General features: G+C 72.1%; 24 protein-coding genes and 1 pseudogene. 13 read left to right on the top strand and 12 right to left on the bottom strand.

The features are described from left to right. Positions 1-524: pseudogene (locus ACWDS7_RS28545) on the top strand (ubiquinol-cytochrome c reductase cytochrome b subunit); the annotation flags it as partial. Between the two features lie 63 nt (positions 525-587). On the opposite strand, the gene ACWDS7_RS28540 reads toward ACWDS7_RS28545, so the two are convergent. Further along, the gene (locus tag ACWDS7_RS28540) at positions 588-1,274 is read right to left on the bottom strand and encodes a TetR/AcrR family transcriptional regulator (RefSeq protein ID WP_451931781.1); all 687 of its coding nucleotides are present in this window, start codon (positions 1,272-1,274) and stop codon (positions 588-590) included. A 76-nt stretch (positions 1,275-1,350) separates the two neighbouring features. On the opposite strand from ACWDS7_RS28540, the gene ACWDS7_RS28535 reads away from it, so the two are divergent. Both ACWDS7_RS28535 and ACWDS7_RS28530 read left to right on the top strand, forming a co-directional pair. After that, positions 1,351-1,797: a VOC family protein gene (locus ACWDS7_RS28535; protein ID WP_306864247.1), complete on the top strand. Its 447-nt coding sequence runs from the start codon at positions 1,351-1,353 to the stop codon at positions 1,795-1,797. Then, complete coding sequence (locus ACWDS7_RS28530; RefSeq protein WP_451931780.1) at positions 1,794-2,822, top strand: aldo/keto reductase; 1,029 nt, start codon at positions 1,794-1,796, stop codon at positions 2,820-2,822. The genes ACWDS7_RS28535 and ACWDS7_RS28530 overlap by 4 nt, the downstream gene beginning before the upstream one ends. Positions 2,823-2,848: 26 nt before the next feature. Here ACWDS7_RS28530 and ACWDS7_RS28525 read toward each other — a convergent pair whose 3' ends face one another. The 4 genes from ACWDS7_RS28525 to ACWDS7_RS28510 are packed head-to-tail and all read right to left on the bottom strand — an operon-like array spanning position 2,849 to position 8,338. Further along, on the bottom strand, positions 2,849-3,979 hold the full coding sequence (locus ACWDS7_RS28525) for an alanine racemase (RefSeq protein WP_451931779.1): 1,131 nt from the start codon (positions 3,977-3,979) through the stop codon (positions 2,849-2,851). Beyond that, positions 3,976-5,535, bottom strand: coding sequence for an IucA/IucC family protein (locus ACWDS7_RS28520; RefSeq protein ID WP_451931778.1), 1,560 nt, complete (start codon positions 5,533-5,535; stop codon positions 3,976-3,978). Before ACWDS7_RS28520 ends, ACWDS7_RS28525 begins: the two co-directional genes overlap by 4 nt. Beyond that, complete coding sequence (locus tag ACWDS7_RS28515; RefSeq protein WP_451931777.1) at positions 5,532-7,184, bottom strand: IucA/IucC family protein; 1,653 nt, start codon at positions 7,182-7,184, stop codon at positions 5,532-5,534. The genes ACWDS7_RS28520 and ACWDS7_RS28515 overlap by 4 nt, the downstream gene beginning before the upstream one ends. Beyond that, positions 7,169-8,338, bottom strand: a complete 1,170-nt coding sequence (locus ACWDS7_RS28510; RefSeq protein WP_451931776.1) for an ATP-grasp domain-containing protein — start codon at positions 8,336-8,338, stop codon at positions 7,169-7,171. Before ACWDS7_RS28510 ends, ACWDS7_RS28515 begins: the two co-directional genes overlap by 16 nt. A gap of 186 nt (positions 8,339-8,524) precedes the next feature. On the opposite strand from ACWDS7_RS28510, the gene nudC reads away from it, so the two are divergent. Then, positions 8,525-9,502 (top strand): NAD(+) diphosphatase, encoded by a 978-nt coding sequence (gene nudC, locus ACWDS7_RS28505; protein ID WP_451931775.1) that lies wholly within the window; start codon positions 8,525-8,527, stop codon positions 9,500-9,502. Here the strand turns inward: nudC and ACWDS7_RS28500 are convergent, their stop codons facing one another. Together ACWDS7_RS28500 and ACWDS7_RS28495 are read right to left on the bottom strand one after the other, a co-directional pair. Further along, positions 9,503-9,739: a mycoredoxin gene (locus ACWDS7_RS28500; RefSeq protein ID WP_306864267.1), complete on the bottom strand. Its 237-nt coding sequence runs from the start codon at positions 9,737-9,739 to the stop codon at positions 9,503-9,505. Between the two features lie 98 nt (positions 9,740-9,837). Further along, positions 9,838-11,028 carry an alpha/beta hydrolase gene (locus ACWDS7_RS28495; RefSeq protein ID WP_451931774.1) on the bottom strand — a complete coding sequence of 397 codons (1,191 nt, stop codon included), beginning with the start codon at positions 11,026-11,028 and terminating at the stop codon, positions 9,838-9,840. A gap of 178 nt (positions 11,029-11,206) precedes the next feature. Here ACWDS7_RS28495 and ACWDS7_RS28490 point away from each other — a divergent pair, with 178 nt between their 5' ends. The 5 genes from ACWDS7_RS28490 to ACWDS7_RS28470 all read left to right on the top strand — a co-directional run bounded on the left by ACWDS7_RS28490 (position 11,207) and on the right by ACWDS7_RS28470 (position 15,197). After that, complete coding sequence (locus ACWDS7_RS28490) at positions 11,207-13,276, top strand: ATP-dependent DNA helicase UvrD2 (protein WP_451931773.1); 2,070 nt, start codon at positions 11,207-11,209, stop codon at positions 13,274-13,276. Beyond that, on the top strand, positions 13,273-14,139 hold the full coding sequence (locus ACWDS7_RS28485; protein WP_306864275.1) for an acyl-CoA thioesterase: 867 nt from the start codon (positions 13,273-13,275) through the stop codon (positions 14,137-14,139). The genes ACWDS7_RS28490 and ACWDS7_RS28485 overlap by 4 nt, the downstream gene beginning before the upstream one ends. Before the next feature lie 115 nt (positions 14,140-14,254). Beyond that, positions 14,255-14,551: a hypothetical protein gene (locus tag ACWDS7_RS28480; RefSeq protein WP_306864279.1), complete on the top strand. Its 297-nt coding sequence runs from the start codon at positions 14,255-14,257 to the stop codon at positions 14,549-14,551. A gap of 129 nt (positions 14,552-14,680) precedes the next feature. Continuing rightward, positions 14,681-14,950, top strand: a complete 270-nt coding sequence (locus ACWDS7_RS28475; protein WP_184753756.1) for a WhiB family transcriptional regulator — start codon at positions 14,681-14,683, stop codon at positions 14,948-14,950. Positions 14,951-15,002: 52 nt separating this feature from the next. After that, entirely contained in the window at positions 15,003-15,197 is a 195-nt protein-coding gene (locus ACWDS7_RS28470) for a hypothetical protein (RefSeq protein ID WP_306864284.1), read from the top strand. A 776-nt stretch (positions 15,198-15,973) separates the two neighbouring features. Here ACWDS7_RS28470 and ACWDS7_RS28465 read toward each other — a convergent pair. Further along, positions 15,974-17,311, bottom strand: coding sequence for an ABC1 kinase family protein (locus ACWDS7_RS28465; RefSeq protein ID WP_451931772.1), 1,338 nt, complete (start codon positions 17,309-17,311; stop codon positions 15,974-15,976). Between the two features lie 64 nt (positions 17,312-17,375). Further along, positions 17,376-18,476 carry a ThiF family adenylyltransferase gene (locus tag ACWDS7_RS28460; RefSeq protein WP_451931771.1) on the bottom strand — a complete coding sequence of 367 codons (1,101 nt, stop codon included), beginning with the start codon at positions 18,474-18,476 and terminating at the stop codon, positions 17,376-17,378. 160 nt (positions 18,477-18,636) lie between these two features. On the opposite strand from ACWDS7_RS28460, the gene ACWDS7_RS28455 reads away from it, so the two are divergent. The 3 genes from ACWDS7_RS28455 (at position 18,637) to ACWDS7_RS28445 (ending at position 20,675) form a co-directional block, all read left to right on the top strand. After that, the gene (locus ACWDS7_RS28455; RefSeq protein WP_451931770.1) at positions 18,637-19,422 is read left to right on the top strand and encodes an enoyl-CoA hydratase/isomerase family protein; all 786 of its coding nucleotides are present in this window, start codon (positions 18,637-18,639) and stop codon (positions 19,420-19,422) included. A gap of 141 nt (positions 19,423-19,563) precedes the next feature. Then, complete coding sequence (locus ACWDS7_RS28450; RefSeq protein ID WP_451931769.1) at positions 19,564-20,079, top strand: M48 metallopeptidase family protein; 516 nt, start codon at positions 19,564-19,566, stop codon at positions 20,077-20,079. Continuing rightward, positions 20,076-20,675, top strand: coding sequence for a DUF2064 domain-containing protein (locus ACWDS7_RS28445; RefSeq protein ID WP_306864297.1), 600 nt, complete (start codon positions 20,076-20,078; stop codon positions 20,673-20,675). The genes ACWDS7_RS28450 and ACWDS7_RS28445 overlap by 4 nt, the downstream gene beginning before the upstream one ends. A gap of 6 nt (positions 20,676-20,681) precedes the next feature. Here the strand turns inward: ACWDS7_RS28445 and ACWDS7_RS28440 are convergent, their stop codons facing one another. The 3 genes from ACWDS7_RS28440 to ACWDS7_RS28430 all read right to left on the bottom strand — a co-directional run bounded on the left by ACWDS7_RS28440 (position 20,682) and on the right by ACWDS7_RS28430 (position 23,624). Then, entirely contained in the window at positions 20,682-21,683 is a 1,002-nt protein-coding gene (locus tag ACWDS7_RS28440; RefSeq protein WP_451931768.1) for an endonuclease/exonuclease/phosphatase family protein, read from the bottom strand. A gap of 94 nt (positions 21,684-21,777) precedes the next feature. Continuing rightward, on the bottom strand, positions 21,778-22,323 hold the full coding sequence (locus ACWDS7_RS28435; protein ID WP_306864303.1) for an NUDIX hydrolase: 546 nt from the start codon (positions 22,321-22,323) through the stop codon (positions 21,778-21,780). Further along, a complete protein-coding gene (locus tag ACWDS7_RS28430) occupies positions 22,320-23,624 on the bottom strand; it encodes a zinc-dependent metalloprotease (RefSeq protein ID WP_451931767.1) in 1,305 nt (434 codons plus the stop codon). The genes ACWDS7_RS28435 and ACWDS7_RS28430 overlap by 4 nt, the downstream gene beginning before the upstream one ends. Positions 23,625-23,703: 79 nt before the next feature. Here ACWDS7_RS28430 and ACWDS7_RS28425 point away from each other — a divergent pair, with 79 nt between their 5' ends. Further along, positions 23,704-24,777: an NAD-dependent epimerase/dehydratase family protein gene (locus ACWDS7_RS28425; protein ID WP_306864308.1), complete on the top strand. Its 1,074-nt coding sequence runs from the start codon at positions 23,704-23,706 to the stop codon at positions 24,775-24,777. Positions 24,778-24,810: the final 33 nt, after the last annotated feature.

Genomic DNA, 24,810 nt, shown 5'->3' with positions numbered 1-24,810 from the left:
AGCGTCCCCGCAACAACCCGCACCGCACCTCGATCGGCATGTCGGCGGTCACCTTCTACGGCATCCTGTGGCTGCTGGGCGCCAACGACGAGATCTCCTCGTTCTTCCACGTCTCGCTGAACTGGACGACCTACGTCGGCCGGGTGCTGATCTTCGTCGGCCCCGCGCTCGCCTACATGATCACCTACCGGGTCTGCCTGGGCCTGCAGCGCAACGACGCCGCGGTCATCGGGCACGGCGTGGAGTCCGGCGTCATCAAGCGCCTGCCCTCGGGTGAATACATCGAGGTCCACGTCTCGCAGAGCGAGGCCGTCGAGGCCCACGTCCGGGGCAAGACGGCGGTCCCGACCATCGAGAGGACCCAGCTCGACAGCGACGGCATCCCGCCCAAGGGGATGCGCGGCCCGCTCGGCAAGCTCCGTGTGAAGCTGAGCAGGGCCTACGGCGGCGAGAAGGTCCCGCTCGACAGCGAACACGGTCACGACGAGCACGCGGCCGTCGGCCCGGACGTCAAGGAGGACTAGTCACTGCCCTCCTGACCGGTTCCGGCCGGGGTGCGGTGGGTGGCGGCCGGTTGCCGCCTGGCCTTATCCGAGCTCCTGCGCTCCGGTCACCGGGTGCGGCGGGGTTCCCGGGTGGGTGACCGGGTGGCCGTAAAGGGTGGAAGTCCACGCGTTGGTGAGGGTGTCGATGAGGATTTCCTCGTTGTCGAAGGGAGGGACTCCGGCTGCGGCGAGGTAGTAGAGCCGTTCCCCGAGCCAGGTCAGCGAGGCGGCGACGGCTCGGATGTCCACGTCGCCGAGTCGCCGGCAGGCGTTCGGGTCGGATCGGATGCGTCCCGCGGCGGCGTCGGTGAACAGGTCCATCTGTTCGAGCCACAGGGCTCGCAGGCCCTCGTCCGAGCCCCAGCTCTCCACGATCGCCATGAGAACGCCCGCGTTGGCGCGCCACAGACGGGCACCGTCCCGCACGCCTGCACGGAGCGCGGCGACCGGGTCCTGCTGCCCGCCGATCCAGGGTTGCGCGGCCTGTTGCCCCTGCGCCACGGCCTCGCGCACCAACTCGCCGAGCACGGCCTGCTTGCTGGGGAAGTAGAAGTAGAAGCTGGCCCGGGAGACCTCGGCGGCAGTCAGGATGTCGGCCACGCTGAGGGCGTCGAAGCGGCGCTGCCGCAGTAGCTCGCACGTCGCGGACAAGATCCGCTCCCGTAGCTCGGCGGACCCCGGCGCCGGTCCGGATCGACGGGCGGCGCGAGCGGTGTGCTTGGAAGGCATGCGATCCAGCATAACGACGGCATGTACGGACATACTGTATGGACATGGCGTCCATACAGTATGTATGGTCCAAGTCATGGCACAGATAGCGATCCACTTGGTCGTCACCGACCCGGACCAGGCCGCCACCTGGTATGCCGAAGCCCTGGGCGCGCGGGAAACGGACCGCGTCACGCTTCCCGACGGCCGTACGCTGACCGTGGAGCTCCTGCTCGGCGACACCGTCCTGGCGGTAGCCGGTGAGATGCCCGCGCTGGGCATGCGTTCGCCCGCCGGTCTCGGTGGCACCTCCGCCGCCCTGCACCTGCGGGTCCCGGACGTCGATGCGGCCTGGGCGCGGGCGCTGCAGGCAGGAGCCACGGTCTTCACGCCGGTGCACGACGCCTTCTGGGGTGACCGCACCGGCCAGCTGCTGGATCCGTTCGGGCACCGCTGGGCGCTGGACGAGCACGTGCGGGACGTGCCGCACGATGAGATCGTCTCCCGGGCCGCAGAACTGTTCAGCGGGTCGGCGACAGCATGAGATATCGCACCTTGGGCACGAGCGGGCTGCGAGTCTCCGACCTGATCCTGGGCGCGATGACCTTCGGCGAGCAGGGCGGGGTCGGCGCACCGCTGCCGGAGTGCCGGCGGATGCTGGACCTCTACGCCGAGGCCGGCGGCAACGTGATCGACACCGCGATCAACTACCGCGACGGAGCCAGCGAGCAGATCCTCGGCGAGCTGCTGAAAGGCCGGAGAGAGTCGTTCGTGCTCGGCACGAAGTACACCGTGTCCCGCGACCGCGCCGACCCCAACGCCGCCGGGAACCACCGTAAGAACCTGCGGGCGTCGCTGGAGACCAGCCTGCGTCGGCTGCGCACGGACTACGTGGACCTGTACTGGGTGCACATGTGGGACCGTGACACGCCGATCGAGGAGACCATGCGCGCGCTGGACGACGCGGTCCAGGCAGGCAAGGTGCTGTACGTGGGGATCTCCGACGCCCCCGCGTGGGTCGTGGCCCGCGCCAACACACTGGCGCAGTGGCACGGCTGGAGCCCGTTCATCGGCCTGCAGGTCCCCTACAGCCTGCTTCAGCGCGACATCGAGCGTGAGCTGCTGCCGATGGCCGAGTCCCTCGGGCTGGGCGTCACCGCGTGGAGCCCGCTGGCCGGCGGGGTGCTGTCCGGCAAATACACCCGCCCGGACGGGCCCGTGGCCGGTAGCCGGCTGACCGCTGACTCTGTCTCGGCTCGGGACCACGCCGTCGCCCGAGTCGTGCAGGAGGTCGCCGACGACCTCGGTGCCACGCCTTCACAGGTAGCGATCGCCTGGACGATGAGCCGCTCCCGCGCTGTCCACCCGATCATCGGGGCACGCCGTGTCGACCAGCTCCGCGACAACCTCGCCGCCCTCGACCTCGTCCTCCCACCCGAAAGCGTCGCCCACCTGGAACAGGCCACCGACTTCACACTCGGATTCCCGGGTGACTTCATCACCCAGACCTCCCCATGGGTCTTCGGCTCGGCGCTCATCGACCCACGTCCCGCCACGACCACGCGATGACGACCGCGCACCCGGAGGCTCCGCCTTCAGCTCTCCCGGCCGGCGAGCTCGGGGGACAGATAGCGGAAGCCGGGTTCCGGGTGCATCAGGAAGTCGTGGTGGGAGATGTTCCAGGCATAGGCCCCGGCCATGGTGAACTCCACGACGTCGCCGGGCGCCAGGCGGACCGGCACCCGGTGGGCCAGGACGTCCTTGGGCGTGCAGAGCTGGCCGACGATCGTGACCGGCTCGCCCGGGGGCAGCGCGGCCAGGGGCTGGGAGTGCCCCTTGGTGGCCGGGGTGCGCAGGTGGTGGGTGCCCCCGGCGACCACCGCGAACAGCTCGCCGTGGACCCGCTTGACGTCGATCACCCGGGTCACGTACCGCCCGCAGTAGACCGACAGCGCCCGTCCCGGCTCGATCCGCAGCACCTCGCCGGGGCGGCGCAGCCCCGCCAGGCCCTCGCCGTAGGAGCGCCAGTCGAACCGCGCGTCCGGGTCGGCGTACGACACCGCCATGCCGCCGCCGAGGTTGATCTCCGTGACGCCCAGCTCCCGTGCGTACTCCAGTACGGCCGCCGCCAGCTCCAGCAGCGCGGGGGCCGCCAGGCCGCTGGCCAGATGGGCGTGGACGCCGCGCAGCCGTACCGAGCTCTGGCCGGACAGCAGCGCGACGCACTCGGCGATCCCGGCCGGGTCCATGCCGAACGGCGTCGCGCCGCCGCCCATGGTCAGCGACGCCCCGGCCACGGGCACGTCGAGGTTGACCCGGAGCAGCACGTCGGCGCGGCGCCCCGAGGCGAGGAGCCGGCGCAGCTCGTTCGGGCTCTCCAGGTGGAGCCGGGTGACGTCGGCGGACAGCTCCGCGTCGGTCTTCCCCGGGCCGCCAAGTGCCACGGCGGCGCCGGGGAACAGCCCGCGCACGTGCGCCAGCTCCCCGCCGGAGGAGACCTCGAAGCCGTCCACGTGACGGGCGAGCACCCGCAGCAGCTCCGGGTCGGGGTTGGCCTTCACCGCGTAGTACAGCTCGATGCCCGGCAGCGCGGCCCGTACGGCGGCCGCGTGCCCGTCGAGCGCGCCGAGATCGTAGACGTAGGCGGGCAGGCCGTCCGCCGTCAGGCCGCCCGGCAGCGGGCTGTCCGGGAACACGTCGCCCCGGTTCGGAGGGTTCTGGATCACGAGAGCACCGCCAGCGGGTTGGCCACCGGCACGTATCCGGCCGAGCGGTCGGCCGAGCGTGCCCACCGGACCGACAGGTTGGCCTTGGCCGGCAGCGGCGCCCCGGCCAGCAGGTCCGACAGGGGCTGCGGCCATCCCACCGAGTCGGCGTATCCGGCCAGCACCTCACCGGCCGCCGCCCACAGCTCCCGCGTGGACCCGGACCCGGCGAGGGAGGCGGCGATCTCGGCGAGGTGGTTGACCATCAGGCAGTAGACCACCCGGTCCCAGCCGCCGGCCGCGTCGTAGGTGAGCGCCTCGGCGACCCGCTCCGGCAGTCCGGACAGGTCGTGGCGGCCGGCGACGAGCTTGGTGCCCTCCATGTCGCGGAAGACCGCCTCCACCGGCAGGCCGGCCGCGTCCACGCCGACCAGGACGTTCTGCAGGTGGGGCTCCAGCACCACGCCATGGCTCAGGTAGGCGTCGAGCACCGGCAGCGCGACCCGCTCCACGTAGGCGCGCCACCAGCGCACGGGTTCGGCCGGAGGCTCGCCGGGCACGGCCAGCGCGCCGCTCAGCAGGGGGGTCACCCCGGGGCGGCAGACCGACCACGGGCTCGCACGGATGATCACGCCCAGCCCCTCCAGGAGCCGGGTGCCCAGGTCGGCGGAGCGGTAACCGGGTTCGGGGAGCCAGCGGGTGCCGGGGAACCCGGCCGAGAGGTCCCGGAACACCGGCCCGAGACGCCGGGTCAGCTCGACCGCGCCCGCCAGCTCGTACCAGGAGTTCTTCCTGACGCAGTTGGTGATCCGCACGTCCAGGCTGAACTTCAGGCACCGGTCGATCAGCGGCTCGTAGACCGTGCGGACCGACGAGGTGGGGACCGCCATCCGCGAGCCCTGGCCCAGGTCGATCAGCCGCCCGTCGGCCAGCGGGGCGGCGAGCTCCGCCGCGAGCAGGTCGAGCTGCCACGGGTGCGCGGGCAGCAGCGCGTAGCCCCGCGGGGCCGGGCCGAGCCCGTCCAGCGGGCCGGTGTCGCCCTCCTCGGCCAGCACGTCGTCCCGGACCCCGAGCAGCCGGAGCGGGAAGCTCGCGTGCGCCTCGGGGGCGTAGCGCAGCCAGTCGGCGCCGCCGCGCGCCTTCGGGCTGGGATGGAACGGATGCCCCAGTACCAGCCCCTGCTCGGAGGCCAGCCACGGGTCCGCCGGCGGCGGGGCGTCCCGCCGGACCGCCAGCAGCGTGGTCATGGCGCTCCGGCTGGCCGCCACCTGCGCCGCGAACTCCTTGTTGCCCCCCTCCAGCTCCGTCTCGACGAGCCGGACGAGCAGGTCCGCGGAGAGCGGCTGCCAGCAGCCGTGCTCCAGCCGCTCAGGGGTGCCCTCGAAACGCAGCGCGAGCCCGCCGTGCGTCCGCGCCCGCAGCAGGGTGCCGGCCACGCGCAGCAGCACGTACGGCTCGGCGTGCCAGACCTGTCCGCGAGGTCCGGCCACCTCCCTGACGCAGCAGCGCAGCAGGGCCGCCAGCGACGCCTCCTCGGCGACGGCGGCTGGAGAGAAATCGAGTGCGAGGCTGGTCATCGCGTCCTTCGCATGATCAGGGTCTGGATGGCCTGAGGGGGCTGACGCAGGTAGTTGGGGCCGCTGGTGCCGTAGAACTTGTTCACATCGCGTGCCCCGGTGCGTGCCTTGTCCACCAGGGTCCCGGCGGTGACCATCGATTTGCCGACGAGCCGGGCGGCGTCGAGGGTCCTGGCCCGCAGCAACCTGGCCATCGGGTCGTCCCCGTGCTCGGCCAGCGCCTCCCTGAGCGCGTCGCGGACCAGCCGGGCGGCCTGCGGCGACGGCAGCGCGCCGAAGGTCACCGCCGCGGCGGCCAGGTGCAGGGTGATGGTGACGAACACGTCGGCGAGCGCGTGCGGGTCGTCGGTCAGCATCCGCCGGTCGGCGAAGTCCGGCACCGCGAGCCCCGCGGCGCGCAGCCGGTCGGGTGAGGCCAGCAGCCCGTCGTTGTCCTTGATCAGCAGTCTGGCGGGGCCCTCCCCCAGCACCAGGGAGAGGTTCTGCTGGTGGGCCTCCAGCGCGGTGCCGTACCGGACGAAGAGCCGCACGTGGAAGCCGAACAGCAGCCGCAGGTATTCGGTGAGCAGGCGCGTCACGTCCCCGCCGTACCATCGCCCGGCGAGCTCCTCCACCACGAGGCCGCCGCCCGGAAGGGGGGCGGGCAGCGCGGCCACCGGGACGATCTCGCCCGCCGGCAGGCGGCGCACGAGCCAGCCCAGATACTCGTGGCCCGCGTGGCCGTAGGTCTGCTCGTCGGCCAGGAGCACCCCGGGGTCGGGCATCTCGCGCAGCAGCCGTTCGGCCCGCGCCCCGTCGGCCAGCGTGTCCGGCTTGATCGACCGCCGGTTGCGCAGCCCGAGCGTGCTGGTGGCCAGCGGCAGCTTCAGGTGCGTGTCCCGGTCGACCACGACCGTGCGCATCGAGAGCGTGGGCCTGACCTCCAGGTGTGGTTCCGGCGCCATGACCGCCCACGGGACCTCCTCGACCGCCGGGACGGTCAGCGGATGCACCGGGAACAGCACGTGCGTCTCGGCCAGTTCCCGCGCCAGCCCGACCACCGGGAACTCCGGCGCGAACGGCGGCGCCGCCCCGGCCGCGCGCTCCCCGGGCACGGCGGCCCAGCGCAGCTCGAAGACGGGCGCGAACTCCGGCGCGTAGGCCGTCAGCTCCTCGTCCGACAGCCCGGCCCGGCAGCGTGCCGTCGGGTAGACCGGATGGTCGACGGAGGCCGCCAGTGCCTCGTAGCGCACGGTGCCGGACCGTCCGAAGGACCGCGCGGCGGCCGGGAGGCCCTGGCCGAGCCGGGCGAACACCTCGTCGCGGCGGGCGTCGTGGAGGTCGAGGGCGCGCAGCGCCTCGTGGCACTCCCGGACGAACGCCTCGACCCCGGCGGCGTCGGCCGGGGCGGAGATCTCCCGCAGGGTGCGCAGGACCTCCTCCAGGCGGAGCGCCTCCTCCGGGGCCACCACGAAGTCCTGGAACAGCGCCCCCGGCGTCAGCCGTACCCTGCGGCCCCCGGGCAGCAGCAGCGCGACGCCGTCCCTGCTCCGGGTCACCCGCCCGGCCAGGCCGCCGTAGTTCTCGCGCAGCAGCGCGTCCAGGACACGGGTGGCCAGGTACGGCTCCCGCCCGCCCGCGGCCGGTCCGCCGATCATGCGATCACCCATGGGCTCCCGGCGGTGAACGCCGCGACGGCCGCGTCCACACTGGCCCGGTCGGGACCGATCGCGCGGACGATCCCCAGGTAGTCGCGGTTGGTGTTGCTCAGCTCGATCCGCTCGCCCACGGCGCGCAGCGGCCGGTGCCAGAGCCTGACTCGGTCGCTTGCTACGGGCACGACCGTGCCCGGGGCGGCCACCACGGTCCCCGGCCGGTCGGCCACCAGGCTCAGCGCGGTCCCGTGCGCCCCGGAGGCCCCCGAGGCCGGGCCCGTGTCCTCCAGCCCCGATCCCAGGTGGAGGGCGAGGACGCGCTCGAACAGCGGGATGCCCAGCAGGCCGGCGACGAGGAAGTCGCAGTGGTCGCCGATCACCCGGTAGTTGACCTCGACGATCCGCGGCCCGGCGGGCGTCATGACGTATTCGGTGTGGCAGGCCCCGAAGCCCACCCCCAGCGCCTCCAGCGCCCGCAGCACGTGGTCCCGCCCGGGCGGGGGCTCCCAGTCGAGCCGCTCCTCCACGAAGTGCGGCGGCGGTCCGAGGGTGGTCCGGAAGCCGCCGAGCACCTCGACGCTCCGCCCGTCGCCGAGCGTCTCCAGGGTGTGCAGGGGGCCGTCGAGATACTCCTCCACGACCAGCGCCTCGCCCGGCCGCCGGTCCCGGATCGCCCGCACGGCCGCCGCGAGCTCGCCGGCGTCCCCCACCAGCACCACGTCCTCGCTGGCCACGCCCTCGCGCGGCTTGACCACGGCGGGGAAGGGCACCTCCGGCGGGACCGGGTCGCCCGGTGCCAGCCGTACGGAGCGGACGGTCTCGACCCCGGCCGCCGCCAGCCGGCGCCGGGTGAGCGCCTTGTTCTTGGTGGCGACGCAGGCCCGCCAGTCCTTGCCGGGCAGGCCGAAGTAGGCGGCGGCGAGGGCGGTCTCCGCCTGGATGTGGTCGGAATTGGAGAAAACCGCGTCCGGAGCGTGATGGTGCGCGATGATGTCGATCACCGCTCGCGCGTCGCGGACGTCGCAGCGGAGCACCTCGGTCCCCGTGTCCAGGTGGTGCTCCGGCCGGTCGGTCAGGATCGTGACGTCGCAGCCCAGGACGCGTGCCGCCGGGAGGAACCCGTCCGTGACCGAGTCGGTCGGTTTGAGCGCGGTGAGGTACAGCCGCAATGCAGGGACCCCCGGTATCAGGTAAGCCTAACCTAACTCGCTGTATCTTAGCCGGGCAGAGATCATCGCGCTGCCGTCCTCGCGTATTCGGTCTCGTCCGGATGATCCGGCGAGATCGGGGGGAGCCAGGAAACCGGCTCTGTTCTGCGGCGTAGGATGTCCACTCGGTCTGGGAGGCGGGACGACGTGGAGATCACGACACAAGAGGGATTGTTGGGGCCGCTGCTGCTCGCACGCAGCGCCATCGACCGTTCGGCGGCGCTCCGCGGTGACGCCGAATGGTTCGAGCGGACGTGGACGGACGGCGCGAGCCGGGTCGTGGTCGTCGACGACGGGCAGGCGCTGATCCGGCGGAACGGAGACGGGGCGGCCCTGGTGCTGCTGCCCACCGCCGACGCACCCGAGGGCGAGCGCTACCTGCTCGGCGTGGACGCCGAGGGCATCGCCTACTTCGCCGTGTCGGCCCCGCTGACGGGCGTCGCCCATGACGACTCCTTCAACCGGATCGTCGCCCCGCTCGCCCCGTCGGCGCTGCGGGAGGGAGAGCCCGTCGCCGCCGGGCTCCGCCAGGTGGGCCCGCTCCTGGGCGACCTGGACGCCGGGCTCCTGGTCTACGCCGTCGCGCTGGAGGCATGGCACTCCAGCCACGAGTTCTGCCCGAGATGCGGCAGCCGCACCGAGGTGCGGGCGGGCGGGCACGTGCGGGTCTGCCTCCAGGACGGCAGCCAGCACTTCCCCCGGGTCGACCCGGCGGTGATCATGCTGGTCCACGACGACGCCGACCGGTGCCTGCTGGCCCGGGGGCCGCAGTGGCCCGAGGGGCGGCTGTCGGTGCTCGCCGGGTTCGTCGAGCCGGGCGAGTCGCTGGAGCACGCCGTGGCCCGTGAGGTGATCGAGGAGGTCGGCGTGCGGGTCGTCGACCCCCGTTACCTGGGCAGCCAGCCCTGGCCGTTCCCGCGCAGCCTGATGCTGGGCTTCTTCGCGCGGGCCGTCTCGACCGAGCTCGTCCTCGACTTCGAGGAGATCGCCGAGGCCCGCTGGTTCAGCCGGGCCGAGCTGCTGGCCGCTCTGGAGAGCGGTGAGGTGCGCCTGCCGTCAGAGGTCTCGATCGCCCGCAGGCTGATCGAGACCTGGTACGGCGGGCCGTTGACCGGAGACTGGTGATCAGACCCGCAGACGGGCCTTGACCTCGATCACCGAGGGGTTGGTCACGGCCGTGCCGTCGTCGAACAGCACGGTCGGGACGGTCTGGTTGCCGTTGTTGACACTCATGACGAACTGCGCGGCGTCCGGGTTGCGCTCGATGTCGATCTCCTTGTAGGAGATGCCCTCGCGGGTGAGCTGGGTCTTCAGCCGCTTGCAGGGGCCGCACCAGGTGGTGGTGTAAACAGTCAGCGCCATTTCGTGAAAATCCCCTCATGTGATGTTCGGCGCTCATGGCAACAAAGCGAGAGCCGTTCATCTTCCCGCCGGCCGTAGGCCCGGCCGGCGGGGGCCGGTCAGGAGAACCTGGCGGCGATCCAGGCGTGTACCGACTCGGCCACGCCGGGCAGCCGGTACAGCGGTGAGCTGTGCTCGACGCCGGGCTCGGCCATCACCGTCATGTTGACGCCGAACCGGGCCAGCCGGTCCTTGAGCCGCAGGCTGTGCTCGACGGGCACGAACTCGTCCTGCGAGTGCACGGTCAGGACAGGCGCGTCGCCGCGGCTGGCGTGCAGCGGCACTTCCATGCTGTTCCAGATCCGGGGACACTTGCCGGGCTCGCAGCCCCCGGCGAGGCGGACGGCCGACTCGCGCAGCTTGCGCTTGTTGGAGTCGAGGGTGTCGGCGCCCTCGTTGTAGGCGGTGAGCGGTGAGACCACCGGGGAGACGCCCACCACGCCGCGCAGGCCGGGCAGGCCGTTCTTGTAGGTGCCGACGGCGGTGGCCAGATGGCCTCCGGCCGAGAAGCCGACGACCACGTAGTTGGCCGGGTCGAAGGCCCACAGCAGGGCGTGCCTGCGCGCGGTCGCGATGGCGTCGAGCGTGTCGGTGCGCTGGGCCGGCCAGGCCGCGTCGCTGGAGAGACGGTAGTTGATGTTGAAGACCGTGTAGCCCTGCTCGACGTAGCTGCGGCTCACCGCGGTCATGTATTTCTTGTCCCCGGAGGACCACCAGCCGCCGTGGATCAGGAAGACAGCCGGCCGGACGAGACCGTCGGAGTGGTGCCAGACGTCCATCCGCTGGCGGGGGTGCGGGCCGTAGGAGACGGTGTCGACGGAGACGTCCTGCAGCAGCGGGTCGGTCGCCCCGGTGGACGACGTCGACGTCGGCGTGGGGGTGGGCGTCGGGGTGGGCGTCGGATCACCCCGCCTCGCCGTCCCGGCGGCCCCGGCCGCGGCCCTGGACGTGGTCTTCGCCGTGGTCCCGGTTGTGCTCTTGGTCCCGGACGTGGTCTTCGCCGTGGTCCCGGGTGTCGGTGTGGCCGCGGTCTTCGCCGTGGTCCCGGGCGCCGGTGCGGACGTGGTCTCCGCGGTGGCCCCGGCCCTGGAGGCGACCCTCGGCGCCGGCGTGGCATGCGCGGCCGACCTTGCGCCCGGCTGCGAGGGATCCGCCGCGGCCGCGTGCGCGCTCGGGGAGGCGTGCACCGCGGCGGGTGTGATCACCAGTGCCGCCAGGGCAAGGGCACTCACGGTTACCACAGTTCGCACGGGTCTCTTCCTTCCCCCAAGGCACAGTTCGTTCCCCATTGTGGGGTAAACAGGCCTGTCTGTGCATCTCAGCGAACGACATAGGTTGACGGCGGCATGTTGCCAGAATGGGCGATGCTTGACCACCGGCTGGAAGGATGTTCCCTTCCGACCCGTTACCCGGCCGTAAGGAGTCTCCGTGGAGCCCGACGACGTTCTGGCGGGGCTGGATCCCGAGCAGCGTGAGGTGGCGCAGGCCGTCCGAGGTCCGGTCTGCGTGCTCGCCGGAGCGGGCACCGGCAAGACGCGGGCGATCACCCACCGCATCGCGCACGCCGTACGCAGCGGGGTGGTGGACGCGCAGAGCGTGCTGGCGGTGACATTCACCACACGCGCCGCCGGGGAGCTCCGGCAGCGCCTGCGGCAGCTCGGCACGCCGGGGGTGCAGGCGCGCACCTTCCACGCCGCCGCGCTGCGCCAGCTCACCTACTTCTGGCCGCGCGTCATCGGCGGAGAGCCGCCCCGGGTGATCGAGTCGAAGCTCCCGCTGCTGGTCGACGCCTGCCGCGCCATCCGCAAGAACCCGGACCGCTCCGAGCTGCGGGACATCGCCTCGGAGATCGAATGGGCCAAGGTCACCCAGGTCGGCCCGGAGGACTACGCCGAGGCCGCCAGGAAGGCCGGCCGGACCCCGCCGGTCCCGGCCGAAGAGGTCTTCCGGATCTTCGACGCCTACGAGAGGCTCCGCCGCGAACGGCACCTCGTCGACTTCGAGACCATCCTCGAACTCACCGCCGCCGTGATGACCGAGCACCGCGAGGTGGCCGCCCAGATCCGCCAGCAGTACCGCTACTTCGTCGTGGACGAATACCAGGACGTCAACCCGCTGCAGAAGCTGCTGCTCGACACCTGGCTCGGCGGGCGCGACGACCTGTGCGTGGTCGGCGACCCCAACCAGACGATCTACTCCTTCACCGGCGCGACCCCCCGCTACCTGACCGGCTTCTCGGTCGAGCACCCCGACGCCGCCGTGATCAAACTCGTCCGCGACTACCGCTCCACCCCCCAGGTGGTGTCCCTGGCCAACCGGCTGCTCGACAGGTCGAGAACCCCGCACAAACTCGCCCTGATCGCCCAGCGCCCCGACGGCCCCGAGCCCGTCTTCGCCGAATACGACGACGAGCCCGCCGAGGCCGAGGGGGTGGCGCGAGCGGTGCGCAAGCTCGCCGACAGCGGCGTGCCGACCCGCGAGATCGCCGTGCTGTTCCGGGTCAACGCCCAGTCCGAGGTCTACGAGCAGGCCTTCGCCAAGGCGGGCATCCCCTACCTGCTGCGCGGCGCCGACCGCTTCTTCGAGCGTCCCGAGGTCCGCCAGGCCGTCGTGCTGCTGCGCGGCGCCGCCCGCTCCGCGGCGGACGACGACGAGCTGGCCCCGACGGTCCACCACATCCTCTCCGGCATCGGCCTGACCCCCGAGGCCCCGGGAGGTGGCAAGGCCCGCGAGAAGTGGGAGTCGCTGAGGGCCCTGGCCGACCTCGCCGAGGACATCGCCGCCGAAGGCGGGGACCTGCCGGCCTTCGTGGCGGAGCTGGAGCGCCGGGCCAGCGAGCAGCACGCGCCGCCGGTCGAGGGGGTGACGCTGGCCTCGCTGCACGCGGCCAAGGGCCTGGAGTGGGACGCGGTCTTCCTGGTCGGCGTCACCGACGGCATGCTGCCGATCGTCTACGCCGAGACACCCGACCAGATCGAGGAGGAGCGCCGGCTGCTCTACGTCGGCATCACCCGGGCCAGGGCCCACCTGACGCTGTCGTGGGCGCTGGCGCGCTCCCCGGGGGGCCGCCGCTCCAGGAGGCCCTCCCGCTTCCTCGACGGCCTCACGGGCCGCCCGGCCGCGTCGAGCCGCGCCTTCTCGCCCGCGCCCAAGGACCGCCGGACGGTCGCCGCGCCGGTGAGCTGCCGGATCTGCGCCAAGACCCTCGTCGCCGCCGCCGAGCAGAAGCTCGGCAGGTGCGCCGGCTGTCCGGCCGACTACGACGAGGCTCTGCTGGAGCGTCTGAAGGCATGGCGCACCAGCGTCGCCAAGGAGACCAAGGTCCCGACCTACGTGATCTTCACGGACGTCACCCTGCAGGCGATCGCCGAGCGGGCGCCGGCCTCCGAACAGGACCTGCTGGCCATCACCGGGATAGGACGCGTCAAACTAGAGCGGTACGGCGAGGCGGTCATCGCCCTCTGCCGTGCTGCCGAGGATCAGACGGAGGACGCGTGAACGAGGCGCTCAAGGAGCTGCTGGACCTGCTCGACCTGGAGCAGATCGAGCTCGACATCTTCCGGGGACGCAGCCCCGAGGAGCGCATCCAACGGGTGTTCGGCGGCCAGGTGGCCGCCCAGGCGCTGGTGGCGGCCGGCCGTACGGTGCCCTCGGAGCGTTACGTGCACTCGCTGCACGCCTACTTCATCCGGCCCGGCGACCCGGCGGTCCCGATCGTCTACAACGTAGAGCGGGTCCGCGACGGCCGGTCGTTCACCACCCGCCGGATCTCGGCCATCCAGCACGGCAAGGTGATATTCACCATGTCGGCCTCCTTCCACATCCTGGAGCAGGGCGTCGAGCACCAGGCCGCGATCATGCCGGAGGTGGCCGCCCCGGAGAGCCTGCCCATGCTCCAGGAGCGGATCCTGGAGGTCGTGGGGGAGGACTCACCGTGGCGGGAGTGGCTGACCCGGCCGCGCCCGGTGGACGCCAGATACGTGACCCCCCTGACGTGGGAGGCCCACCGGGACCCGGCGCTGCGCGGCTCGGAGACGAACGTGTGGTTCCGCTACGACGCCGAGCTCCCCGACGACCCGCTGCTGCACGTGGTGCTCGCCGCCTACGCCTCGGACTTCACCCTGGTGGACACCGTGCTGCTGAACCACGGCCTCGCCTGGGGGGCCTCCAACGTCTCCGGGGCCTCCCTGGACCACGCGATGTGGTTCCACCGTCCCTTCCGGGTGGACGATTGGATGCTCTACGCCCAGGAGTCACCGTGGTCGGGGGCGGCCCGCGGACTGGCCAGGGGAGAGATGTTCACCCGATCCGGCGAACTGGCGGTGTCGGTGGTGCAGGAGGCCATGATCCGCGTGAGTTAGGTGTAAAACTGCAGGTAGAAAATATGTTGCCCACTCCCGGCACCCGGGTTTAGGGTCATGGTCAAGCAAGTCGGACGGTCCTGTCCGACGATCCACGAATGGAGGTGAGTCCGCTGTGAAGAACACCATGATGTCGGCCCAGTACGGGCTCGCTTCCGCGTTCCACAGCACCACCCTGCCCTGCGGCAGCCAGGCCATCCTCACGGTTGGTGCGGCCGCTCAGCTTCAGCAGGAGCAGTCTGCCCGCGTCCAGATCGTGGCCGGCCGTCCGAGCACCCTGATCGCCTTCCCGGCGGCAGGCGCACCGGCAGTCCGGATCCCGGATGCCGGCGGCTACGCACCGACCAAGCACGCCCGAAACGGTGGACTGCGTGGTCCGTATCCCTGGAGGCAACCTCCGGTCATAACCTGACCGGGAGGAAAAGCCTTCAGGCCGCGGATCCGCAACCAGGATCCGCGGCCTTCTTGTTTGTCCGCGTCATTCCTGACCCCCACCCAGAGGTAATCGAAGATCAACACCTGACACAGAGAGGTGAAGCAGATGGGGGCCCAGACGGTCATGGACCTGATCGACGAAGCCACAATCCCCTGTCGTACCGACCCCGACCTCTGGTTCGCCGAGTCTCCGGAGGACGTGGAGTTCGCCAAGGCGCTCTGCGGAGGCTGCCCGATCCAGCAGGCCTGCCTGGCCCGCGCGCTCGAGCGCGAGGAGCCGTGGGGCGTCTGGGGCGGCGAGCTCGTCCTCCGGGGAGCCGTCGTCCCGCGGAAGCGTCCGCGTGGACGTCCTCGCAAGACTCCGCTCGCTGCCTGACCAGCACCTGATCAACCCAAGAACCTTGATGTCCCTGAAAGGACCACTTCCGATGAACCACTCCGTCTCCTGGAACCTGGACATGTCCTCTATGCAAGAAGAATTGGTCCGGGACCGAATACGGACGCTCCACCGCGAGGCGGAGGAGCAGCGCCTGATCTCCGGCGTCCTGCGCGTACGGCGCGCCCGTCGTGACGCGGAGCGCGCCTCCTCGCGCCTGCGCCACGCGCTCCTGCGCCTCGTCTGACCCGGCCGAGGACCAGGCCCGGTCCAGTGGGCACCGGGCCCGGTCCGGTAAGGCCAGGTCCGGTAAGAGACCGGACCTGGTCCGCAGAGGCCGGGTCCGGTCCGCAGTGCCGGGTCTGATCTCTGAGAACCGGTAAGGCCCGGGTCCGGTCCGCAGTGCCGGAGCTCTGAGAACCGGTGGCCCGGGTCCGGTCCGCAGTACCGGGGCTCTGAGAACCGGTAAGGCCCGGGGCCCGTCCACAGGGCTGGGGCTCTGAGAACCGGTAAGGCCCGGGGCCCGTCCGCAGGACCCGGTCCGGTCCCCGGCAGGGACCGGCGCAGCACGGCCGGACAGCATAATGACCGCCGAGGGGCGGCCCGTCCCGAACGGGCCGCCCCTCCGTGCTGTCCGGCCCCACCCGGTCACCGCCGCGCCCGATCCCGGCCGTGCCGGCTCCCCGCCATGCCCGGTTGACCGTCCCTCATCATGCCCACGGCCTCCCCGTCATGCCCATGGCCGTGTCCGGTGCCCGTTCTTCAACGTCGCCACGGCCATGTCGGCAGCCATACCCGGGCCGCAAGGGCACCCCTGGTTCTCATGAGGCCGTCCGGAATCCCCGGAGGATGTCCCTGTCTCCTGCCCGGGCCCGAGGGCGCCGACGGAGGTAACCCATGGCACATACGCCGATGGAGGCAACCCGCGGGCCTTACGGGGAAGGCCCTCATGGGGGCGGGGAGGCACGCCTGCGGGATCCCCGGACCTGCGGGGTGCCCGGGGGCTGCGGGGACGCCTCAGGGTCAGCTTGCGGCGACCGCGCGCTCTCCGGGATCCTCCTCGGCGAAGCCGGGGACCCAGCGAATCACCTCTTGGCGGAAACGGGCGGTGGTGCCGAGCTGGCAGAGCACTCCCACCCCGGCCGCGTGGACCCGGTGGATGAGCACGTAGGACACCGGCAGGTTGAGCTGGCGCACGACGTTGCCGGGGCGCAGGTCGGTGACAGTGGCCGCCTGGTGCTGCAGCCACTCCCGGCTGAAGGTGAACTCCTCGACCGCGGTCGGCTCGACGTAGGGGGCGAGGAAGGCCCGCAGCGCCTCCATGTCCACCTCGATGTGCGGGAGGATGAAACCCTCGTCGCGCAGGCCCTGGACCACGTTCTCCATGTCGCCGTTGTTGAAGATGCGGGTCAGCTTCCCGAAGACCGGAGGGTAGCCGTCCGGCAGCCGGTTGACGGCCCCGAAGTCGAGCACGCACAGCCGCCCGTCGTCCATGACCCGGAAGTTTCCCGGATGGGGGTCGGCGTGGAGCATGCCCACCCGCGCGGGGGAGGAGAACAGGAACCGGACGAGGAGGAGCCCCGCGCGGTCGCGCTCCTCCTTGGTGCCGTCGGTGATGATCCGCGACAGCGGGGTGCCGTCCACCCACTCGGAGACGAGCACCTGCTCGTTGGCGGCGATGACGTCCGGGACCAGGAAGTCGGGGTCGTCCTTGAACTCCAGCGCGAAGGCGTGCTGGGCCTCCGCCTCGCGGAGGTAGTCGAGCTCCTCGACCACCCGCTCGCGCAGCTCGCTGAGCACGGCCTTGATGTCGAGGCCGGGCAGCAGCACGCCGAAGAGCTTGCCGAGCCTGGCCAGCTGGGTGAAGTCGGACAGCAGCGCCTTGCCCGCCCCCGGATATTGGATCTTGACCGCGACCGTCCGGCCGTCGTGCCAGACGGCCTTGTGCACCTGCCCGATCGACGCGGCGGCGGTCGGCCGGTCCTCGAAGGACCGGAAGTTCTCCCGCCAGTCGTCCCCGAGCTGCTCGACGAGGACCTTGTGCACGGTCGCGGCCGGCAGCGGCGGGGCGGCGTCCTGGAGCTTGGTCAGGGTGGCGCGGTAGGGGCCGGCGATCTCCGAGGGCAGCGCGGCCTCGAAGATGGACAGCGCCTGGCCGAGCTTCATCGCCCCGCCCTTGAGCTCTCCCAGAACCTTGAAGATCTGCTCTGCGGTGCGCTCCTGGATCTCCTGGGCGACGATCTCTGCGGATTTTCCCCCGATCCGTTTTCCCAGCCCGAGGGCGGTGCGGCCGGCGAACCCGATGGGGAGGGCCGCCAGTTTGGCGGAGCGCGCAACGGCGCGGCGCGGAAGGTCACTCACCTTTGGTCTGCGGCGTGTCCGCCGTACAGCGAGACGCCGCTCCCTCCCTTCGGTGTGGTGTCTATCAGCGGCAGGTAGCCGACGCGACCATTGTTAGCGAACCCATGTCGTTTCGGAAGCAACGACATTGCGGATGAACACTCCAGGATCGCCGCTTCCAGCTCCAATCAGGCAATACATCTAATGTGCCGTTGGTCACAGTTGGCTCACCCCCGTCGAGCAGAGCAAGCGCATGACCGACCGCGACCGCCGCGACCAGCGTCGACACCACCGCGCCACAGGCGATCTCCCCTGCGGGGAAGCCTCCCAGGCGGGCACTGACGACCGGCCACCCGGGGTCGCGGTCGCGTCGACTCAAATCTAGACACTGCAGGCATGTGCTCCGCCCAGGCAGCACCAGTGGCCCTACCGATCCGGAGCCCTCGAAGGCGGTCACCAGCAGGTGCGGCACCTTCCAGTCGAGCAGCTCCCCGACCAGCAGGCCGTCCAGCGGCTCCACCGGCGCGAGGATCGCCAGGTCGGGCCTGCGGGCGCCGTCGGCGAGCTGGGAGGCGCCCGCGCCGGTCCACGCGGTGAGCCCGGGCGCCAGGGACCTGGCCACCGCGACCGCGCCGTCCTGCCGGCTCATCCCCACTTCGGCCCAGCTCAGCCCGCCGGGGACGACATCGCGGGGGCGGGCCGTGCCGGGATCGACGACGCAGAGCCGGCCGACCCCGGAGGCGGCGAGCAACGCGACGATCTGCGCGCCGACCCGGCCCGCCCCGTATACGCGCACCTGGGCCTCGCGCCTGCGCTCCAGAGTCGCGAGCCCGCCGTCGGTCGTGCCGGGGGAGAGGGACAGCGCGTCCAGGTCGGGCTGGAGCCGGTCCCGCTCGGCCACCGAGAGCGCGCGCAGCGGGCCGGGCGGCGCCCCGGCGTCGTCCACGACGCCCCGCCTGACCAGCAGGTCGAGCAGGGTCCGGCCGCGCTCCGCGCCGATCCCGGCCTCGGCCGCGCCCGCCAGCACGCCGGCGAGATCCCGCACGCCGTCCAGGCTCTCGACCCAGCGGCGGACCTCGGGTTCGAGATCGGCCAGCACCACCGCGTGCCGGGGGTGCAGACCGAACTGCAGGGTGCGCTCGTCGCGCGCGACCCTGCGCAGCGCGGGCTTCAGGCGTGGTCTCATGAGACGGCCTTTCCTCGGGGGGCGTGCCGGCGGAGCTGTACCACCGGGTGGAGGCGTGCCAGCGTGCCATGCCTCCGTGAGGCTCCGGGCGGATTTCCCGCCGCCTGTGGATAACTCCCGCACCGCCTGTGGACGACTTCCGTGCATTACGCTCCCCGGCATGAATGAGCTCTTGGTCGACCGGCGGGACGACGGCGTCGTGGTGCTCACCCTCAACCGCCCGGACCGGCGCAATTCGATGACCGACGGGATGACCGAGCGGTGGCGGCAGGAGATCGCCGCGCTCCGCCGTGACCGGGACGTGCGGTGCGTGGTCGTCACCGGGGCCGGGAGCGCGTTCTGCTCCGGGGGAGACCTGTCCTGGCTCGCCGAGCGCGGCGTCGAGAGCGTGCCCGACCTGCGCGACCGGATGCTCGGCTTCTACCGCACCTGGCTGGCGATCGCGGACCTGGAGGTGCCGACCATCGCCGCGGTCAACGGCGCCGCCATCGGGGCGGGGCTGTGCGCCGCCCTCGCCTGCGACCTGGTCTACGCCGCCGATGACGCCAGGCTCGCCGTCCCCTTCACCTCGCTCGGCCTGCATCCCGGAATGGCGGCCACCTACCTGCTGCCCCGGGTCGCCGGGGTGTGGGTCGCCAGGGAGATGCTGCTGACCGGGCGGGTGCTGCTGGGCGCCGAGGCGGCGGCGGCCGGACTGGTCACCAGGGCCTTCCCCCGCGAGTCCCTGACGGCGGAGGTGCTGGAGATCGCGTCCAGGACCGCCGCGAACGCGCCCATCGCCACCCGGCTCACCAAGGTCGCCCTCGCGGGCGGCGGGCACGCCGACCTCGACGCCGCGCTGCGCTGGGAATCCCTCGCCCAACCGGTCACGATGGCCTCAGCCGACATGCTTGAAGGGCTGGCGGCGCACAGAGAACGGCGGGCCCCGCGATTCGGCAACTCCTGAGACAGGCGATATCCAGGTTAATTAGATAAGTCGCAGCCATAACCGATCGGTCTCGCTGAACAATCGACGAACGGGGATTGACCAGCCAGAACGTGTTCTGCCCTCTGGTGTGAATTCGTCATTCTCGGCTACCGTTCATATGTGCCCCCCGAGACAGTCGAGGTCCGTCGAAGTTCTCGTCGCCGGCGGACGGTTTCCGCGTACCGCGACGGCGAGAAAACGATCGTGCTGCTCCCCGCCGGATTGAGCAGCACCGATGAAGAGCAATGGGTGCGGCGGATGCTCGACCGGCTCGCGGCCAAGGAGCAGCGAAGACGCCCCTCGGACGATGACCTGCTCGAGCGGGCCAGCGAGCTGTCGGCGCGCTATCTCGACGGCCGGGCCAACCCGTCAAGCGTGCGATGGGTGGACAATCAGCAGCACCGCTGGGGCTCGTGCACCCCCGACCACGGCACCATCAGGCTCTCCACGCGACTGCGGGGCATGCCCTCGTGGGTGGTCGATTATGTGATCATGCATGAGCTCGTGCACCTGCTGGTGCCCAGCCACGGCCCCCGGTTCTGGGCGCTGGTGGAACACTATCCCAAAGCCGAGCGGGCACGAGGATTCCTTGAGGGGTTCTCCATGGCGGCCAATGGCACCGCGGAGGAGTGTTGACCGGAGAGCGGGTGGTGGCGGTCGTCGTCACGCCCTCGATCGCGCGAGCGGCCCCGCCGGGGGTCGACCCCGCCGACTTCCTGATGGCCGTGGCCGAAGACGCCTATGAGATCGCCGCCGGGCTCGACCACGTCTCGCCGGTCCTGGTGACGAGCGTCCCGGGGATGGAGGAGATCGTCTGGCCGGGGACCCCGGTCGTCGAGATCCCCGACCTGTCCGGAGAGGCCCTGGTCCGGGCCGCCTTCGAGGCGCTGCCGTACGGCGGGCAGGCGGTCCTGCTGAGCGGCGACGCCCCCGACCTGCCCCCGCTGCTGATCGGCAAGCTCTTCCGCGCGCTCGGCCGGGCCAAGGTGGCCCTCTGCCCGGCCGCCGACGGCGGCGCCGTGGCGATAGCCGCCCATCTGCCCTACCCCGACTGGGCCGCCGCCGGGTTTGACGACCACGACCCGGTCAAGGCGCTGCGCGCGGCCGCGCCCGGCCCGCGGACGGTCGCCACCGGGCCCGGCTGGCACCGCCTGCGCGCCCCCGGCGACCTCGCGAGGCTGGACCCCGGCCTCGAGGGCTGGGACAGCACCAGGGCGCTGCTGTCGGTGTGAGCCGGGTCACGGCCCCGGCAGGCGCAGGTCGGCGAAGACGGCCCGATGGTCGGTGCCGGGGACGGTGTGGACGCTGACCCCGGCCACCTTCACCCGCTGGTCCACCATCACGTGATCGATGGTGATGAGCGGCGGGAGGCGCCTGTTGGCGGGCCAGGTGGGCCTCAGCCCCTGACCGACCCGGTCGGCCGAGTCCGCGTATCCCCGGCTCAGCAGACGGCGCAGGGCGGCGTGGTCGAGGCTGGCGTTGAAGTCGCCGGCGAGGACGCGGACCCTGTCGGGGACGGCCGGGGGAAGGGCCTCCAGCGCCGCCTCCCACTCCCGCACGTCCTCACCCAGCGGTGCGTAGGGATGCACGTCGACGAGCTCGACGGGCTTGACGCCGGGAAGGGTGATCGCGGCGGCGGGCATGTTGTGCCCGATCGGCCGGAACAGGTCCTCCAGCGGGGTCAGCGGATATCTGGCGTACAGGCCGCTGCCGCGCGCGCCCTCGTCCGCGGCCAGCAGGCGGTGCGGCAGGAGCTCCCGCAGACCGGCCGCGTCGAGCCTGCCGACCATCTCCGGAGTCAGCTCCTGGGTGCTCAGCACATCCGGTCTCAACCGCCGGACCAGGTCCATCACGGTCGCGGGGTCGGCGCCGCCGAACAACATGTTGAGGGTCAGCACCCGCAGCGGCGTCCCGGAGCCGCCCTCCGCGGAGCCGACGGCCCGCGGCAGGACGCTGAGACCGAGCGCCGCGGCGGTGACCAGCGCGACGACCGCGACCGCGCGGCCCCGGGCCAGCGCGGCCAGCAGCACGGGGACGAGCGAGCCCGCCGCCACGTACGGAGTGCCGGTCATGAGCTGGGTGGCCAACGATCCCCGCTCCAGCCCGGCGACCCGGGCCACGGCCCAGGCGGCGAACGGCACGACCACCGCCCAGGCGAGGACTCTGGGGATCCGCCGGCGCCGCCGCGCGGGCGTCACGATCGCGCCGCCCACGCCCCGGCCGGTTGTGTCAACGCTCACGTCGCCACGCTCCGCTCGTCACGCCCCGTGAGCGGGACGATATCCAGGGGGGTGTGAGCGGAGCGTAAAACAGTGCTCAGGGGCGGCGAGGGCGTCAGAGGGAGCGCAGGACCTCCCGCGCGCGGCGCGCCAGCCGGCGGGTCGCCTCGTCGGAGAGCTCGGGGATCCCGTCCACCGGGAACCACCTCAGGTCGAGCGACTCGTCGCTGATCACGGCCTCGACGTCGGCCGGGGCGACCGCGCCGTACTCCACGTCCAGGTGGTGGCTGTGCGGCGGGTGGCACCAGACCCGGTGCCGGTCGAGGGCGAGCGGCCCCGGCAGCAGCCGCAGACCGGGGATGCCGGACTCCTCGGTGGCCTCCCGCAGCGCCACGGCCTCCAGCGAGGCGTCGCCGCGCTCGCAGTGACCGCCCATGGGCAGCCACATCCCGGCCTTGGGGTGCAGCGTCAGCAGCACCCGCTCGCCGTCGTGGGAGAGCACCGCGGTCGTGGCCGTCAGGTGACCAGGCACGCACTCGCGCCACATCGCGTCCTCGTGGGCGTGCACGTGCCCCAGGAACTCCTTGCGCAGGAGCTCCTCCTGCGCCGTCGGCGCGGCCCACGCCGTGAGCACGTCCTGCGCGTGCGCGCGCAGGCTCACGCCGGGTCGCCCTTGCCCTCGCCCCTGTCGTCCTCGTCGCCCTCGCCGTCCTCGGCGCGGGGCTCCCGCAGGGACGCCTCCAAGCCGGACAGGTCGAACTCGGGCTCTCCCCGGACGAAGCGCTCGGGATTGTCGAGATCGTCGGCGGTGGGCATCAGATCGGGGTGGTTCCAGACCGCGTCGCGGCCGTCGACGCCGCGGTCGGCCTCCAGCGCCTGCCACAGGGCCGCAGCCTCACGCAGGCGGCGGGGGCGCAGCTCAAGGCCGACGAGCGTGGCGAAGGTCTGCTCGGCGGGACCACCGGTCGCCCTGCGGCGCCGTACGGTCTCCGCCAGCGCGGCCGAGGAGGGCAGCTTGCCGTCGGCGGCGCCGTCGACGACCGTGCCGACCCAGCCCTCGACCAGGGCGAGCATGGTCTCCAGCCGGGCCAGGGCGGCCTTCTGCCGGTCGGTCTCCTCGGGCTTGAGCAGGTTGCCGCCGCTCAGCGCCTGCTGGAGCTGCTCGGGGTTGTTGATGTCGAGGCCGCGGAGCTGCTCCTCGAGGGCGGACACGTCCACCGTGATGCCCCTGGCGTACTCCTCCACGGCGCCGAGCAGGTGCGCGCGCAGCCACGGCACGTGCTGGAACAGCCGGTGGTGGGCCGCCTCGCGCAGGGCCAGATAGAGCCGGATCTCCTCGGCGGGCGTCTCCAGCCCCTGGCTGAAGGCGGCGATGCCGCCGGGCAGCAGGGCGGCGTTGTCCGACAGCGGCAGGCCGATGTCGGAGGAGCCGATCACCTCGCGGGCGAGCGAGCCGATGGCCTGGCCGATCTGCTGGCCGACCATCATGCCGCCCATCTGCTTCATCATGCCCATCAGCGGCCCGGCCATGGCCTGGGCCTCGGCGGGCAGGCCGGCGGCGCCGAGGGTGCCGCTCATGGTCTCGACCATGCGGGCCGCGATCGGGTCGCAGAGCTGCCGCCAGACGGGGACGGTCTTCTCGATCCACTCCGACCGGCTCCACGCCTGCGGGTTGCTCACCCCGCTGGGGAGCGCCGTCGCCTCGTTCAGCCACAGGTCGGCGAGGTTGAGGGCGTCCACGATCTGGCGCCGCTCGCCTTCCATGACACTCGGGTCGCCCTCGGCGGCCACGACGTGCCGGGCGATGTTCTTCGCCATGTCCCAGTTGACGGGACCGGAGCTCGGTGGCGCGGAGAGCATGTCGGCGAACTGGCGCATGGCCGCTGCGATCTGCTCCGGGTCGCCGAACATGGCGAACGGATTCTCGTTGGGGTCGTTTTCCCGACCTGGCAAGTCAGTCACAGCTCTACCTCGTGCAGGATGGAGGAGTCCACATCCGCCACGTTATCCGTCGCATGGCGGGTCAGTGCAAAGTGAGGACATGGTGCCTACCTCGAAACGCCTCCGGCCCCCGGTCGTCGCCGTCACCGGCGCGGCCTCGGGAATCGGCCGCGCATTCCTCGCGAAGGTCGCCTCGTCTGCGGATTTCCGCCGAGTCGTGGCCATCGACGAGCAGCGCGGCGACGTGCCCGACGTCACCTGGCGGGTGCTCGACGTCCGAGATCCGCTCTTGGCGAACCGGATCTCTGACATAGACGTGCTCGTCCACCTGGGTGGTGACTACGCGCTCGACGCCGACTCCGGAGAGCGACGCGCCTACAACCTGCGCGCGGCCCAGACGGTGCTCACCGCCAGCGCCGCCGCCCGGGTGCGCCGTGTCGTGCTGGTCACCAGCGCCATGGTGTACGGCGCGGCGCCGGACAACCCCGTCCCGCTGCCCGAGGACTCCCCGGTGGCCGCCGAACCCGACACCGGCATGGTCGGCGACCATCTGGAGATCGAGGCACTGGTCCGGCGCTCGCTGCGCAGCCATCCCGGCCTTGAGGTGACCGTCCTGCGGCCTGCCGCCGTGGTCGGCCCGGGCGTCGACAGCGTGGTCACCCGTCACTTCGAGTCGCCCAGGCTGCTCAGCGTCAAGGGGTGCAGCCCCCGCTGGCAGTTCTGCCACATCGACGACCTGGTCGCGGCGCTGGAGATGGCCGCGCTCGGCGCGGTCTCCGGGGTGGTGGCCGTGGGCAGCGACGGCTGGCTGGAGCAGGACCAGGTGGAGGAGCTCTCCGGCCTGCGCCGCTTCGAGCTGCCCGCCGGGCTGACCTTCGGCACCGCCCAGCGCCTGCACCGGCTGGGCGTCACCCCGGCCCCGGCCACCGACCTGCACTACGTCGTCTACCCGTGGGTGGTCGACTGCGCCGCGCTGCGGACGGCCGGCTGGAAACCGCTGTGGAGCAACGAGGCCGCCTTCGCGCAGCTCCTGGAACTGCGCGAGGGCCGGCACACGGTCGTCGGGCGCCGCCTGTCCGGCAAGGAGGCGACGCTCACCGCCGCCGGCGCGACCGTCGCGGTCCTCGGCACCGCCGCGATCGTCCGCGCCGCTCGCAAGAAGCGCCGGGTCTGAGCCCGGCGAGCACGGCCCGCGCCCCGGGACCCG

The organism is Streptosporangium sp. NPDC003464 (genome assembly GCF_053588315.1).
Note: the sequence above shows the minus strand (reverse complement) of the source record. Positions and strands in the feature narration are given on the sequence as shown.